Origin of the sequence: Leptolyngbya sp. AN10 (assembly GCF_050565645.1) — a bacterium.
GTDB lineage: Bacteria > Cyanobacteriota > Cyanobacteriia > Leptolyngbyales > Leptolyngbyaceae > Leptolyngbya.
Genome location: NZ_JBNXVP010000006.1, coordinates 172,063 through 185,915 on the forward strand (window position 1 = coordinate 172,063; position 13,853 = coordinate 185,915).

Consider the following 13,853-nt stretch of genomic DNA (forward strand, 5'->3'; position numbering starts at 1 on the left):
GATCGCCCCCCAGCCCCCAAGTTTGGGGGAGCAAGAGCCTTAAGCCCCCGAATTTGGGGGTTTGGGGGCAACTCCGAGGATGCCCTAATCTAAACTTCTACTGCCATAACAGCCATTCCCTTAAAACATCCTCTAAGGAGTACGAGCCGCGACAACTTCACTAGATTGAGAAGGTTCAGATTGAAGCATCATTGGAGCATCTTCGACAGCAATTTGCAGCAAAGCTGGATCAGGTTCATACCGATTGATCATGGCTTGCTGCAACAATTCCTGAACAGGCAAACTGTTATAGAGCGGCGTTCCTTCTAGTCCTTTGATTGCATTGATGGTTCCCTGCCAATCTTCTGCTGATTTTGCTGATTTTGCTTGTTTCAGCAAGTTAGCTTGTTTCTTCCATTGTTGTTTTAGTTCAGTTCCTCGATCGTGCCATTCGCTAGACTCTGGAATCTTATCGATTAATGCGATCGACGTTGTGACTTCGGCTTGCTGAAAGTGATTTGTGGCTTGCCGTACTAATTCTTTTGACCAGTCTTCCTCTAGCTGTTGAGCCACTTCAAAGTATTGACTGTTCTTAGGAATTCCAGAAACAGTTTCAACCGCTGTCGTCAGTTGATCGCGACTGGCAGCAGCTTGAGCGCGATTCAATAGCTCCGAGTAGGTTGTTTCCATCTCTTGGGGCAACTTTTCGGGGGACTTGCTGACTTTAAGCTGATCGCTCCATTGAGGCTTAGAATTTACCTCCGGAGAAACATCAATCCGCTGCTCTGTCGCCGTTTGACACTGATTTTCTTTCGTTGTTGCGGCATCACAGGGCGGTGCAGGTGTTTCTGATCCCGCTGCTTCTAATCCAAGATTAATCAGTATTGCAGAACACAGAATCATGCTGCTACTGGCAACAATTCTGACATTCGTTGCTTTTGAATCAAAGGTCGATCGACGTTTTCTCGGCAGCAGTGTTGTTGCAGAATTGCGCTTTGCATAAACCGGGTTATTCGTGGATAGTGCCAAAACTAGATATCTCCTCATTGAGAAATTTACAAAATGTTCGATCGGGCTGAATCCAGACCCAACCTGCGTTGAACTCAAGGTTAGGCGCTTGGCGGTTAGAAACCGCCAGGACACATCCGAATGATTTCTCACCTCAAACTAGACCAAAGTGAAATCCCTCGCTGAGAAAGCATTCAGATTCGTCAAGCCAGCATCACCTCGCTGATTATTCAGGTTTGCCAGCACACTAATATCGCCACCGTCACTGAGATCTTGGGAGTACACGAACCGAGTTAAGCCGAGAGTCGAATTGAAGTATACAAATGCGCCCTCATCGGCTGTAACTCTGTTATTATTTGCGATCGCACGAGCCGCCGCGCCCGCTGCCGGGAACGGATCAGTAAGCACAATCACATTGCTATCTCCTGAAATTTCAGAAGATCTACCTCTTTGGAACTTCAAGTCATCGAGATTGAGATCGAACTTGCCGAGAGCAAATTGATCTTCACCGATCGTAAAGTCACCAATGATGTCTGGTCTGTTCAAGACGTTGATGCCTGTTTGTCCAGCCAGTGCGGGCGTTCCATTGGCAAACGCATCTCCGACATAGGCAAATCGATCGCGTCCTGCTCCTCCGGTCAGCGCATCAGTACCCTCATTACCAACCAACGTATCATTGCCATTTTCGCCAAATAGCTGATCGTTTCCAGTTCCACCGATGAGCGTATCCTCACCGTTGAAGCCAAATAGTAGATCATCAGAGCCAAGGGCAAAAATACGATCGTTGCCATCTCCACCAAAAAGGGCATCGTTGCCCTCGGTTCCCCTCAGCCGATCGTCTCCCGCAGTTCCACCAATGGGCGTGAATATGGAAGTTGATTGTGCGGCGGGTGCGGGAGCAGGTGATACAGGAGTTGGAGCGGGTTGGACTGGCGCAGCAGGGACGATCGGAGGTTGGACTGATGCAGCAGGGGCGACCGGAGGTGCGATTGTATTGCCTCCGCGATCGCGGAGTGGAGTACTGAGAGATGCGAGAACGGTTTGCAAACCAATTTGAGGATCAGCCATGATGTGATTTCTTGATTATGAATGGATTAAGAGATTGCTGGAAAAGCTGAATTGAGGAAGACACAAGCAAGTGTTCCAGCAACGATCGAGAACAGTCCATGAAGCTGCGAAGCTAGACATCTATATCAGCAAGAGCAATTAGAAGCTTTGAAAGAAAGTGACTATTTAAGACAAAAGGTGGGTCTTTCAATGCTTGAGGATTCTTGGAATGGGTCGATGCAACTTAATTTCTGATGTGAATTCGCAGCTTTGCTATGAAGACGGCTTCACTTGCTACCTAGCGTAGAGACAAACAGAAGTTTAGCCAACCTGATATTCTCAGATCTTTTACTAAAGTAGGGTGACTAATGAAACATTAGATTCAGGGAGATGATGCAATTTTAGCGTCATTATTGGAGAATACTTAGATTATTTAGCACATTTATAGCAGAATTTGGATTAATTAGAACTGAAAACTTTAGTGTCTGTTCTAATTAACTTGTTAAAACATTGTTTAATCTTGGGTCAGATCGCTTGAAAACTGTATAAATAATGGTCAGAATCAGGATCAAATTATGCTGTCACTAATTAATTGGAACCAATACAGGGGCGGTTCTAACTAATTGCTAGACACTGGGCAGGTTGTGATGTAGTCTATTCGTGTATCAATTCTGCACTTTAACTACTGTAGAGTTGAATCGATAAATCAGGGTTCGAGTATTCTGTACTCGAAATAGTTGAACACTAAGCGGGAGAGGGTGCTGTGTCCTGCTAGGCAAGGTATGGGACTTAGTAGACTTTGTTCTGATGGCTCTGAATTCTATTCGAGGAGCGGCTCAGGCAACGATCACTAATGATTACTTTTGGAATATCCTCTCAAACGCTTTTCAATTGCAAGTCTCTTATGAGTAATTGTTTGAAGATTGGAGGTCGCTTGTTAGATAGCGACCAAATGATTTCTGCACTGGTGCAGTACAAACTTCTAGAACCTCTCGTCGGACATCTATTGTTGGATGAAGTGTTCAAAGAAGTTCCTTTGTTGAAGCAAGAAGTGTTTCATACGCTAACTGGAGGAGCAGACGATGCGATTCCCGATAACTTTGAGCAATTTGTTGCTCAGTGGTGCCAACAGCGAGACATTACCTTGGAGTATTTCCAAACTGTGATGATCCGCGAGTGGCAACTTCAGAAATTTAAGCAAATTCAGTTTGCAACTCAAGTAGAGTCAGAGTTTCTTCGGATGAAGCCGGATCTCGATCAAGTTGAATATTCATTGATTCAGCTTGAAGATTCATCACTCGCTCAGGAGCTTTATTTTCAGCTTCGAGATGATGGGATTGCATTTTCTAAGCTTGCACGAGAACATTCACTCGGCGATGAAAAGCAATCAGAAGGATGGGTCGGTCCCGTACCATTTTCTACACTCCCGATCGACATTGCCGCACTATTTCGCCATCAACGCGCTGGAGTCGTTTATCCACCCGTTCGCATTGGCGATCGATGTTGGATTGTTCGGCTCGAACGATTGATTGCAGCACGATTAACTCATGCAACTCGCACCCAAGTGATTGAGCGTCTGTACAATCGCTGGCTACAAACACAAATTCAGCAAGTGATGAACACACCAGGCGCGATCGCAGTTCAGTCTGAGCAAACATTAGCGATCGCGTAAATTCGTTTGTAAGGAGTCATCTGAATGACACAAAGCGATGAAAGACTACAGGCAAGTGTGGCAGAGTTTTTTGAGACTTGGCTGTTTCGGGATTTGCCACTGAAGATTAAACGCACGATCGCAGCAAAATTGCAGTTATGTTCTTTTCAAGCTGGAGAAGTCATTTATTCTGCTCCAGAGTTGCCTTCAGCCGTTCATTTCATTGTTCAAGGAGCGGTGCGGATTCTCGGTTCGGTTGAAAGCTCGACTTTAACGATCGTTCGCAAAGGAGAAATTGTCGGTTGGGATAGTTTGCTGCGTCGAGTTGGGTCGGGAGAAGTTCGGGCTGCGATCGAGGGTGTAGATCGGACGGTGTTTACTTTAGCGCTTCCTGCGGATGAGTTTGAAGCACTTGCCTTAAAGTATTTGATGCCTGCTCTGATGCAGAAAGTGAGCGTCCTTGAACTATTCGACACGCTTGATTATGCTCTATCACAGCGATCGACTCCTGTAGCAGATTTACCAAAAATTGTGCGGTATATCGAGCAGGAACAATTCGCGATCGTGAAACATTACACGTTTGAAGCAACGGAAGCATTACCAGACGATCGGATCTGGCTTGTCAGTAGCGGTGAGTTTCTGAATGTTCCGATTGGGACTCGAATCACGAACACAAGGGAACTACAGCAGAGCCGTTCATCTCGCTATCCGGTTCGGCTACTGGGCATCGATCGACATTGTTTAGCACGGCGATCGGAATTGAAGCCTGCATCGACCGAGCTTTCTACAGTTGAGAAATTGCCTGTTGTAACAGATACGAACTATCCGGTTTGGAAATCTCGATCGCCCGAATCGATCGAAGATATCGTCGCCTGTTTTGGCATGATTTGTGATCATTTGAGCATTCCATTTCGTCCGGATTCATTGCGGCAATGGTTAAAGCAACAAGCGATCGACAAATATGACCCGATGGATTTGTATCTCCGAATTGCTCAAGCAGTAGGGTTAAATGCTCAGATTGTTCGATTTACACCCACAGGCGGCGGAATTAATCGGCTCACAACTCCCGCATTGGTTCAGTTTGGAGACATTTTTGCAGTTCTTTATGATGTTACGCCAACGACAACCGTACTCGCTTCCCCTCGAACGGGATTGCTAAAGCTAACTCCCGATCGATTAGCGGCTCGTTTAACGATCGAACCTGGTTCTAAGCGGGAAACGGCAATTTGTCAGGCAATTGTTCTCGATCGACTCACAACAACACCCACCAAGCGATTTGGATTCCACCGATTCTTACCGATGGTGGTTAAACAACGTAGCATCTTAGTGCAAGTGTTACTCGCTTCGGTTGTCATTCAGCTTTTGAGCTTAGGGAATCCGCTGTTAGTGCAGCAAGTGATTGACAATGTGATCGTGAGCGCAAACTCAGGAGCAATGCCGACTTTCGGTGCTTTGATGATTGGATTTGCATTGTTAGAAGGCATTTTAACAATCTTGCGAACTCAGATGTTAGTCAGTACGACGAATCGTTTAGATTTGCATCTGGGCGTAGAGATTGTTCGGCATCTTTTACATTTACCGCTGAAATTTTTTGAGCAGCGATCGGTCGGAGAGTTAGCTTCTCGATTGATTGAATTAGAAAACATTCGTCAATTTATGACCGAAACAGCGATTACAACCGTGATGGATGTTGTATTTTCGCTGTTTTATATTTTGGTGATGTTTCTCTACAGCGTCCGTTTAACATTGTGTGTTTTGATCACAGTCCCGATCGTGATTATTTCAACGTTGCTGATGTCTAAGATTCAGCAAAAACTCATTCGGCTCAAAGCGGATCAAGGTGCAAAAGTGCAGTCCTACGTGGTTGAAATCTTGAGCGGCATTGGATCGGTCAAATCTCAGCACATGGAAACCTTAGTCGAGGCAACTTGGCGCGATCGCTATGTGCAGTATCTCACCAGCGGGTTTACGACTTCCAATATCAATACAATTTTTTACTCATACAGCAATTTTCTCAATACGATTAGCAGTTTGCTCGTTCTCTGGGTTGGTGCTGATCTCGTTTTACAAGGAGAATTAACGCTGGGTGGCATGATTGCCTTTCGGATTCTCACAGGCTACGTGACAGGTCCCCTGCTGCGGCTTGCAAGACTCTGGCATCGATTCCAGGAAACTTCGCTGTCAATGGAATTACTCGCTGATATTGTTGATGCCCCGATCGAGGAAGAACTCGTTCAAGGACAACAGTTTCAGATCCCGCCAATCTCAGGACGAGTAGAGTATCACGATGTTTGTTTTGGATTCAAACCCGGACAGCGACAACTCTCAGAGATTTCTCTTGCGATTGAGCCAGGAACATTTGTAGGCATTGTGGGACAGAGCGGATCTGGGAAAAGTACTCTGATGAAACTGCTCCCTCGATTGTATCTACCAGATAGTGGCAACATTACGATCGATGACTATGACGTGAGCAAAGTCGATCTCCATTCTTTGCGATCGCAAATTGGTGTCGTTTCCCAAGATGCAGTTCTGTTTCAGGGAACCGTCCGGGATAACATTACTTTGTTTGAACATCTACCTGATGAAGTCGTGGTTGAGGCAGCGAAAGTTGCTGAAGCTCACGATTTTATTATGCAATTGCCTGACGGCTACCAAACTCAGATCGGTGAACGAGGATCAGCTTTATCTGGGGGACAACGACAGCGAATTGCGATCGCTCGTGTCGTCATTCGGAATCCGAGATTGCTGATCTTTGATGAGGCGACCAGTGCTTTAGATTATGAAACTGAACGGCGTGTGTGTGTGAATTTGATGCGACGATTTCAGGGTCGAACTTGCTTTTTTATTACACATCGACTGAATACGATCGCTCATGCGGATTGGATTTTGTTTATGCAGTCTGGAATCATTGCGGAGCAGGGAACTCATCAAGAATTAATTGCAATGCGGCAACTTTACTATTGCCTCTATATGCAGCAATCACACGATTCTTAAATCAGCTAGGAGGAATCTTATGACCCGACCTCGATTTATTTCAAGCTTGCGATCGCGCTATCAATCCATGCAAGATCAAGTCGAACACTCGATCGAATTAAAAGCGACTGGACTCCCCAGTGCTGCGAACTGGACAAAGCGACTCACACAGATCATTCTGGTAGGAGTCGCTGCTGGAGTCGGTTGGTCTGTTCTGGCGCGAGTCGATGTTGTGGTCAATACCAGCGGCAAGCTCGAACCTCAATCGCAATCGCAGATCGTTCAATCAAGAGCCGGAGGAGTCGTCACATCGGTTTTAGTCCGTGAAGGTGAAACCGTTAAACAAGGACAGCTATTAATGCAATTCGATCGCACTACGTTGTTAAATCGATTGCAAGAACTATTAATCCAACGCCAACGATTGGTCAAAGAAACTGCCGTACTTCGATTAGCTCAACAAGGAAGATCGATCGCGTCTGTAAGCAATAGCAAAATCACGATCTCACCTGAATTAATGAGTCAGGTTCAAACTCGATTATTATTAGTGGCTCAACTATCTGGAAATCCAGGCAGTCTTGCACCTGAGCAACAACAGCGATTCGTCTTATATCAGCAACAATTACGCGATCGACAATCTCTAACCAATCTACAAGCTTCAAGTCTGCAATCAAAAATTGCGGAAGCCGATGCTCAAATTCAACAAACCCGGTTCCAACTCCAACGCGAACAAGAACTCCTAGAGCGAATTCGTCCCTTAGTCGATCAAGGTGCAATTCCGCGTGTCAATTTGTTAGAGCGCGAAGTCTCGGTCGGAGATTTGCAAAAACAATTAGTTCAGAGCAGTCTACAGAGACAACAGATTGAGATTGGTCAAGTCCAAGGCAGAGTCGAAGCAGGGAAAACATTAAATGAAACTCAGCAAGACTTACAGAAGCAATTAGCAGAGCTAGATACCAAGTTCGATAGCATCATCAAAGAAAATCAGCGGCAACTGGTCGAAGTCACAGCACAGTTAAATCAAGTTCAACTCGATCTAAAAAATCAAGGACTGCGATCGCCTGCGGATGGCGTAGTGTTTGAACTCGCATCGAAGCTACCGGGCGCAGTCACACAGCCTGGACAAACCTTGCTGCAAGTCGTTCCCAATGAGTCTTTGATTGCACGAGTTCAGGTAGCAAATGCGGACATTGCGAACATTCAGGTTGGGCTTCCGGTTGATATTCGCATTGATGCTTATCCATTTACTGAATTTGGAGCAATTAAAGGCGTAATTTCTAAAGTGGGTAGTGAAGCAGTTCCAATTAGTGAGCAAGCCCCTCGATCGACGGCTTTTCCGATCGAAGTGAAGCTCGATCGGCAATTTCTGGAACGTCGATCGCAGCGGTTTACTCTAAAACCCGGCATGACGATTACTGCACTGGTGAAGGTTCGACAACGTGCACCGATTAGCTATGTGACTGAGGAAATTACGAAAGCGTTTGATGGCATGAAATCTGTTCGCTAGATTAATTGGAACCAATAATCTAAAAGGTTCCAATTATAAAGTTTAAGTGAATAAGGTGGTAATGCGATCGGAGTTTGTTATAGTAAGTCCAGGGCGACGACATAGTTCAAGATACATCTTTGCCCAAAGCCTTTGCTTACCTTGCATTTATCGTCGTCACTTTGGTGCTGAGTGCGACATCGATTAGATTGCTGAACTTGAAGTCGTGTAGGGCATACTACTCAACAACCTCACCATAAAGCGTTAAACACGAATACTTTCGCAACAGCAGTATTTTCGTATCGCCCCAGCATTCATTTCCACGTTGTAAAAGTCGATCGTACCTCTACATCCGTATTGACATCGAATTTTCGATTTTTGCATTTCCCCTCAACTTTCCAGGAGACAGTATGGAAGCTTTTGACAATAAGACACAACACAACCAGACCAAAGCAGATGGAACTGCCCCCGCACTCAGTCCTGATGCCGATTTAACCATTCCTTCAAAAGGTTCATCGACTCAAGGAACTGAACTCGAAAAAGCACTCAATCAAGCTCTACCCGCCGAAGAAAGTCAAGCCGTGAAATCGACTCCAGACGATCACGATCATGGTCCTGTGGTGGGTAAGTTTCAGTTGCACGTAGACTTAAATCAGGTTGCAGATGCTAAAACGCTCAATGGCAAACAGATCAAGCGTGACACTTCTTTTCGGGATGATCTTGGGGCAAAAGGTGACTATCTCAACCCCAAAGAAGGGAACAACGTCGTGATCGGTTCTGGTGATAGTGACGTGATCCGAGGAACAGGTCGCGGCTTCAACACGATCACTACAGGAACAGGCAAAGACACGGTTATTCTGGGCAAAGAGACCACAAACCGAGTGCTGGATTTCGACCCTGGCAACGATCGCTTTGTGCTCTCCGGACTCAATCCCAGGAACATCACGATTGCTCAAGGCAAAAACCCTGGTAAAGGCGGACTCGATCAACCGCTCGATTCAGTCAACAATGCGCTGGTCATCGACAAAACAAACGGACATATCCTTGCTTCACTGCCGTTTGTCAAAGCAGCAGACATTTCTGAGAAGAACTTTGCTAGAAACACTGCGGAAGCCAATCGCAGTCTACGCGGCTTGAAAGATCAAGGCTTCAAGACCCAAAGAGGGAATGGGAAACTGACAGGAACACAGGGACACGATCGCTTAATCGGTGGTGGGGGTGATGACTTCCTCTATGTTGGCGATGATGGCTTTAAGCTCAACACTGCGAAAGGTTCAGGTAAAACTGAGTTTCCATTCCGCGTAGATGACACTGCCGGAACGACAGAACTCACTCCAGAGTTGAAGAATGGTGTCCTCCGCGTCAAGGGTTCCTACAAAGACCTTGAGGCTGCCCCATTGTTTAGCCAAGGAGAGAAAGAGATTGATCCCAAAGCTAAAATCTTGAATGGATCTGATCCAAAAGCGTTGATTGAGGGCTTCTTGAAAGTGCCAAAAGATGTAGAAGGCAATCCGATTTCTGGAACTCACCTACACTTTAGTCCCTCTGGTGATGCTCGTGGAAGTTTCGCAGATGCAACCGTCGTTCGCTATTTTACGAACACTCCAACTGATGCAAGATCTGGGACGATTTCTGGTGAATTTGAACTGAGTCCAACGGAGCAAGCTGCCCTCTTAGCGGGTGATTTCTACACTAATCTTCACACTAATGTGGATGTAGATGGAGATGGTAAGGCTGGCTTCCCAACGGGTGAAAATCGCATCAACTTTAACCGCGATGTAGTTCAGTTCACTTAAGAGGGTGTTCGAGAAGTAATCGTTTATTGCATTCACCCGCCCGGAAATGAATCTCCGGGCTAATCGTGGGAAGCCCACTCAAATGGGCTAAGAACTCCGTATTGCTCTCTTAGCCCGCTTCAGCGGGGTTTCTTCCATTAGCCCGGAGATTCGTTTCCGGGCGGACTGGCAACGCAGCAAAGCCGCTTTTTATCCTTCTCAAACATCCTCTAAGACGCTCTGTAAATCTGCTGGGAATTGGGAGACCTCAGTTCCCATGCCAAATCAGTTTGTTAAGGCTAGAGATCCTTCGCTCCCTAAATCCCCCATTCTGGGGGACTAAGAGCAAGAAGAATCTCTCAAGGTCTAAGAATGGTTTAGTCTTCAAAGTCCCCCACGAGTGGTAGGGCTGATTCATTCTGGCGAAAGTCTTCTCTGCCCTCACCCTAGCCCTCTCCCTTGGGGAGAGGGAACAAGATTTCTAGCTCCCTTCTCCCTTGGGGAGAAGGGTTGGGGATGAGGGCAGAACGGCTGAATCGGAGCAGAAAAAACCATCTGATTAGAATGAATCAGCCCTACCCCATTCTGGGGGATTTAGGGGGCTTCCAAGATCTGTAGCATTTAAAGATCGATTTGGTGTCAGCATTCTTTTCGATCGAACAACCCCTCATGAATGACACCCTTTATCAAATGCAAACCGTAATCACCTTGGCGATCGCAAGTACGATCGTAACAGCATCCACTGTCGCTCAGTCCCCTGCACTGCTCCCAAAAGCAGCAGAAGAGAGTTCTGCCATAGTGAATGGGACTGCTTATTCGTTTAAGATGACTCTGCCGAAACGATCGAGAAGTCGTTTCACAAAGCTTTCATTCTCTCTGATGAATCTCGATCGTAATTCAGTTGTGCCGCTGCCATTGAATCTACAAAATACGATCGCACAATCTGGAAAAAGCGCGATCGTACTGAAAGGAACCTTCATTGATGAAACAGGTACGCTCTGGGTCGAATTCAATTCACCTTTGCCTGAAAATACGCCTCTCACTGTGATTTTCAAAGCACGAGAGCCATTATTAGCTGGACGGTATAGCTACAGTATTGCAGCTTATCCTGAAGCGAATAGTGGTAGTCCTCAGTTTGTAGATGATGGAACATTTACTGCCAAATAGCTCAGGCAAGCTTCCATTGATCCAACAGAAAAGCATACTCAAAAGCAATCTCTTTGAGTCGCTCATATCGACCTGATGCGCCTCCGTGTCCCGCTCCCATGTTCGTTTTCAGCAGTAGCACATTGTTGTCTGTTTTCATTGCTCTAAGTTTCGCTGTCCACTTTGCAGGCTCCCAGTAAGAGACTCTTGGATCATTCAAACCTGCGGTGACGAGCAATGCAGGATAGTTCTTCGCTTCGACATTATCGTAAGGCGAATAGCCTTTCATGTAAAAGTAGAACTCTGGATCATTCGGATTGCCCCATTCTTCCCATTCAGTGGCAGAGAGCGGCAACGAGGTATCTAAGATCGTTGTGACCACATCAACGAAAGGAACTTGTGCGATCGCACTTTTGAACAGTTCTGGACGCTGATTGATCACAGCCCCCATTAGCAATCCACCTGCACTACCACCAGAGATTGCTAAATGTTCTGAATCTGTCCATCTTGATTTGATCAAGGTTTCCGCACAAGCAATAAAGTCACCGAATGTATTTTGCTTGTGCAAGAATTTGCCGTCTTCATACCATCTGCGACCCATTTCGGAGCCGCCGCGAATATGTGCGATCGCAATTACAACTCCTCGATCGAGCAATGCTAACCGAGCCGGACTAAAAGAGTCAGGATAGCTAAATCCATAGGAGCCATAACCAGTCATCAGAAGAGGATTGTTCCCACTTGGTTCGATGCCTGCTTTGTACACGATCGACAATGGAACTTTCTCACCATCTGGTGCGATCGCTTCAAGCCGTTCGCTTTTGTAATTTGCTCGATCGAATCCGCCTAAAACGGGTGTTTCTTTTTTCAATTCACGAGTTTTTGCATCTAGATCATAGTCAAAAACTGATCCAGGTGTTACCAGCGAAGTGTAGCCAAACCGGAGAGTACGAGTATTGAACTCTGGATTGATTGATTCTGAGACTTCGTAGGTCGGTTCTGGGAAAGTAATTTTATGTTCTTCCTGAGTGGAAAGTTTGCGAACGCGGATGTTTGGCAGACCGGATTCTCGATCGTAAATTACTAAGTGATCCGCAAAGGCACTCACACCTTCTAGAAAAACATCTTCTCTGTGTTCGATCTCAGTCTTCCAATTGCTCGGATCATTCACTGAAGCTTTCACTAACTTGAAATTAAGTGCATCTTCGTTAGTGAGAATGTAAAACGTATCAGTGTGATGTTCAACCTGATATTCAATGCCTGTTTGACGCGGACGAATCACGCGAAACTCTCCAGTCGGATTGTTCGCATCAAGGTAGTAAGCTTCTGTGGTAATTTTGCTTCCTAAACCAAGGATAAGATAAGCTTCACTCCGAGTCTTCTCAACACCGAGAAAGTAAGCATCATCAGACTCGTGAAAGAGAAGTTCATCAGTGTCAATGTCAGCACCTAATCGATGTCGAAACAGTTTGTAAGGGCGATTTGCAGGGTCAATCTGAGCATAGAACACGGTCTGATTATCATTGCCCCAAGCGAAAGAAGCCGTATCAGGAATCGATTCGGGATGAAGTTCGCGAGTCGCTAAATCTAGAAAGAACAAAGTATAGCGTTCGGCTCCAGTGGTATCGGTTGAATACGCTAAAATCTGCTGATTTGGACTGACTTCTAACACACCTAAGCTAAAGTATTCTGTGCCTTCAGCAAGCTCGTTTTGATCAATCAATACCTCTTCTGGTGCATCTAAAGATTGATACTTGCGACAGTAAATTGGGTAAGCCTTTCCAGTCTCAGTACGAGTGTAATAGTAATAGTCCCCTTTGAGATAGGGCACTGATAAATCGTCTTCCTGAATGCGCGAAAGCATTTCTTCGTATAGCTTGGTTTGCAATGATTCTGTGTGCTGCATCATTGCATCGGTGTAAGTATTCTCGGCTTCAAGATAGGCGATCGTCTCTGAATTTTCTTTGTCGCGTAACCAAAAATAGTCATCGATTCGCTCATCGCCATGCAGTTGATGAACATAACGGTGTTTAGACGCGATCGGGAAAGTGTTTGAGTTTAACGACATAAGCTGAAGAATTGAGTATTAGTTTAAGTGCTAGTTTAAGTTACAAACTCATTGCAAAAATCCCATCAGCCGCGAGTTTGAATCATTTGTCAGTGTGCCAGTCCACAATCCGAATAGTGTGAAAGTTGAAACATAGCCTAGTCTATTAATATACTGACTAACCTCGGAGAGGCGAATCTGTCTACTTTAATTCATTATGAGACTTCGTTGCTGTTTTCTTGGGCTTGCGATCGCTAGCGCTACGCTCGTTCCCTTCAATGCCCAAGCCGAATCTAAGCCTTCAGACTGTCAAGCCTTTTATGCTGCGATGGCTCGCTACCATGTTCGCACTACCTACACAAGCAATGACCAGTCATACGAATCAGTTGAATCAATTTCTGGAACTTTCTACAAAGTCCGCATCTCCGACGCAAGCAATGAGCCTACCGATCCACAAGACATCGCTGAAGATCTTCTTATGGATCTCAATCTGTCAATTAAGGACTTAGAGGGTCTGACCTTCAGTGATGCCACGCTGCGATCGCTGCATCAACAGTTTCTCGGATATGTCATTGCGGGTCGTGATCATCTTGCGACTTCCTTGAGTGAAACGAAGCGAGGTGAACAAGCGAAAGCTGATGCGGCTTTTGGAGAACTGCAACGGTTGCCGTACCAAATCTCCGAAGTTTATCAGCAATTTGAGCAGTATTGCGGCAAAGCGACAAGCAATCCGTAGCGAAATCATTA

General features: G+C 45.8%; 9 protein-coding genes. 6 read left to right on the top strand and 3 right to left on the bottom strand.

What is annotated here, in order from left to right:
* Positions 1-132: 132 nt before the first annotated feature.
* Together ACQ4M5_RS10890 and ACQ4M5_RS10895 are read right to left on the bottom strand one after the other, a co-directional pair.
* Positions 133-1,008 (bottom strand): hypothetical protein, encoded by an 876-nt coding sequence (locus ACQ4M5_RS10890; protein WP_430675632.1) that lies wholly within the window; start codon positions 1,006-1,008, stop codon positions 133-135.
* Between the two features lie 138 nt (positions 1,009-1,146).
* Positions 1,147-2,055 (bottom strand): calcium-binding protein, encoded by a 909-nt coding sequence (locus ACQ4M5_RS10895; RefSeq protein WP_430675633.1) that lies wholly within the window; start codon positions 2,053-2,055, stop codon positions 1,147-1,149.
* A gap of 883 nt (positions 2,056-2,938) precedes the next feature.
* On the opposite strand from ACQ4M5_RS10895, the gene ACQ4M5_RS10900 reads away from it, so the two are divergent.
* From ACQ4M5_RS10900 to ACQ4M5_RS10920, 5 genes are all read left to right on the top strand, one after another.
* A complete protein-coding gene (locus ACQ4M5_RS10900) occupies positions 2,939-3,706 on the top strand; it encodes a peptidylprolyl isomerase (protein WP_430675634.1) in 768 nt (255 codons plus the stop codon).
* Between the two features lie 24 nt (positions 3,707-3,730).
* Complete coding sequence (locus ACQ4M5_RS10905; protein WP_430675635.1) at positions 3,731-6,679, top strand: peptidase domain-containing ABC transporter; 2,949 nt, start codon at positions 3,731-3,733, stop codon at positions 6,677-6,679.
* Positions 6,680-6,698: 19 nt separating this feature from the next.
* Complete coding sequence (locus tag ACQ4M5_RS10910) at positions 6,699-8,162, top strand: HlyD family type I secretion periplasmic adaptor subunit (protein ID WP_430675636.1); 1,464 nt, start codon at positions 6,699-6,701, stop codon at positions 8,160-8,162.
* Between the two features lie 389 nt (positions 8,163-8,551).
* Positions 8,552-9,937, top strand: coding sequence for a hypothetical protein (locus ACQ4M5_RS10915; RefSeq protein ID WP_430675637.1), 1,386 nt, complete (start codon positions 8,552-8,554; stop codon positions 9,935-9,937).
* Between the two features lie 648 nt (positions 9,938-10,585).
* Positions 10,586-11,083 carry a DUF2808 domain-containing protein gene (locus ACQ4M5_RS10920; protein WP_430675638.1) on the top strand — a complete coding sequence of 166 codons (498 nt, stop codon included), beginning with the start codon at positions 10,586-10,588 and terminating at the stop codon, positions 11,081-11,083.
* A 1-nt stretch (position 11,084) separates the two neighbouring features.
* On the opposite strand, the gene ACQ4M5_RS10925 is transcribed toward ACQ4M5_RS10920, so the two are convergent.
* On the bottom strand, positions 11,085-13,127 hold the full coding sequence (locus ACQ4M5_RS10925; RefSeq protein WP_430675639.1) for a S9 family peptidase: 2,043 nt from the start codon (positions 13,125-13,127) through the stop codon (positions 11,085-11,087).
* A 196-nt stretch (positions 13,128-13,323) separates the two neighbouring features.
* Here ACQ4M5_RS10925 and ACQ4M5_RS10930 point away from each other — a divergent pair, with 196 nt between their 5' ends.
* Positions 13,324-13,842 carry a hypothetical protein gene (locus ACQ4M5_RS10930; RefSeq protein ID WP_430675640.1) on the top strand — a complete coding sequence of 173 codons (519 nt, stop codon included), beginning with the start codon at positions 13,324-13,326 and terminating at the stop codon, positions 13,840-13,842.
* Positions 13,843-13,853: the final 11 nt, after the last annotated feature.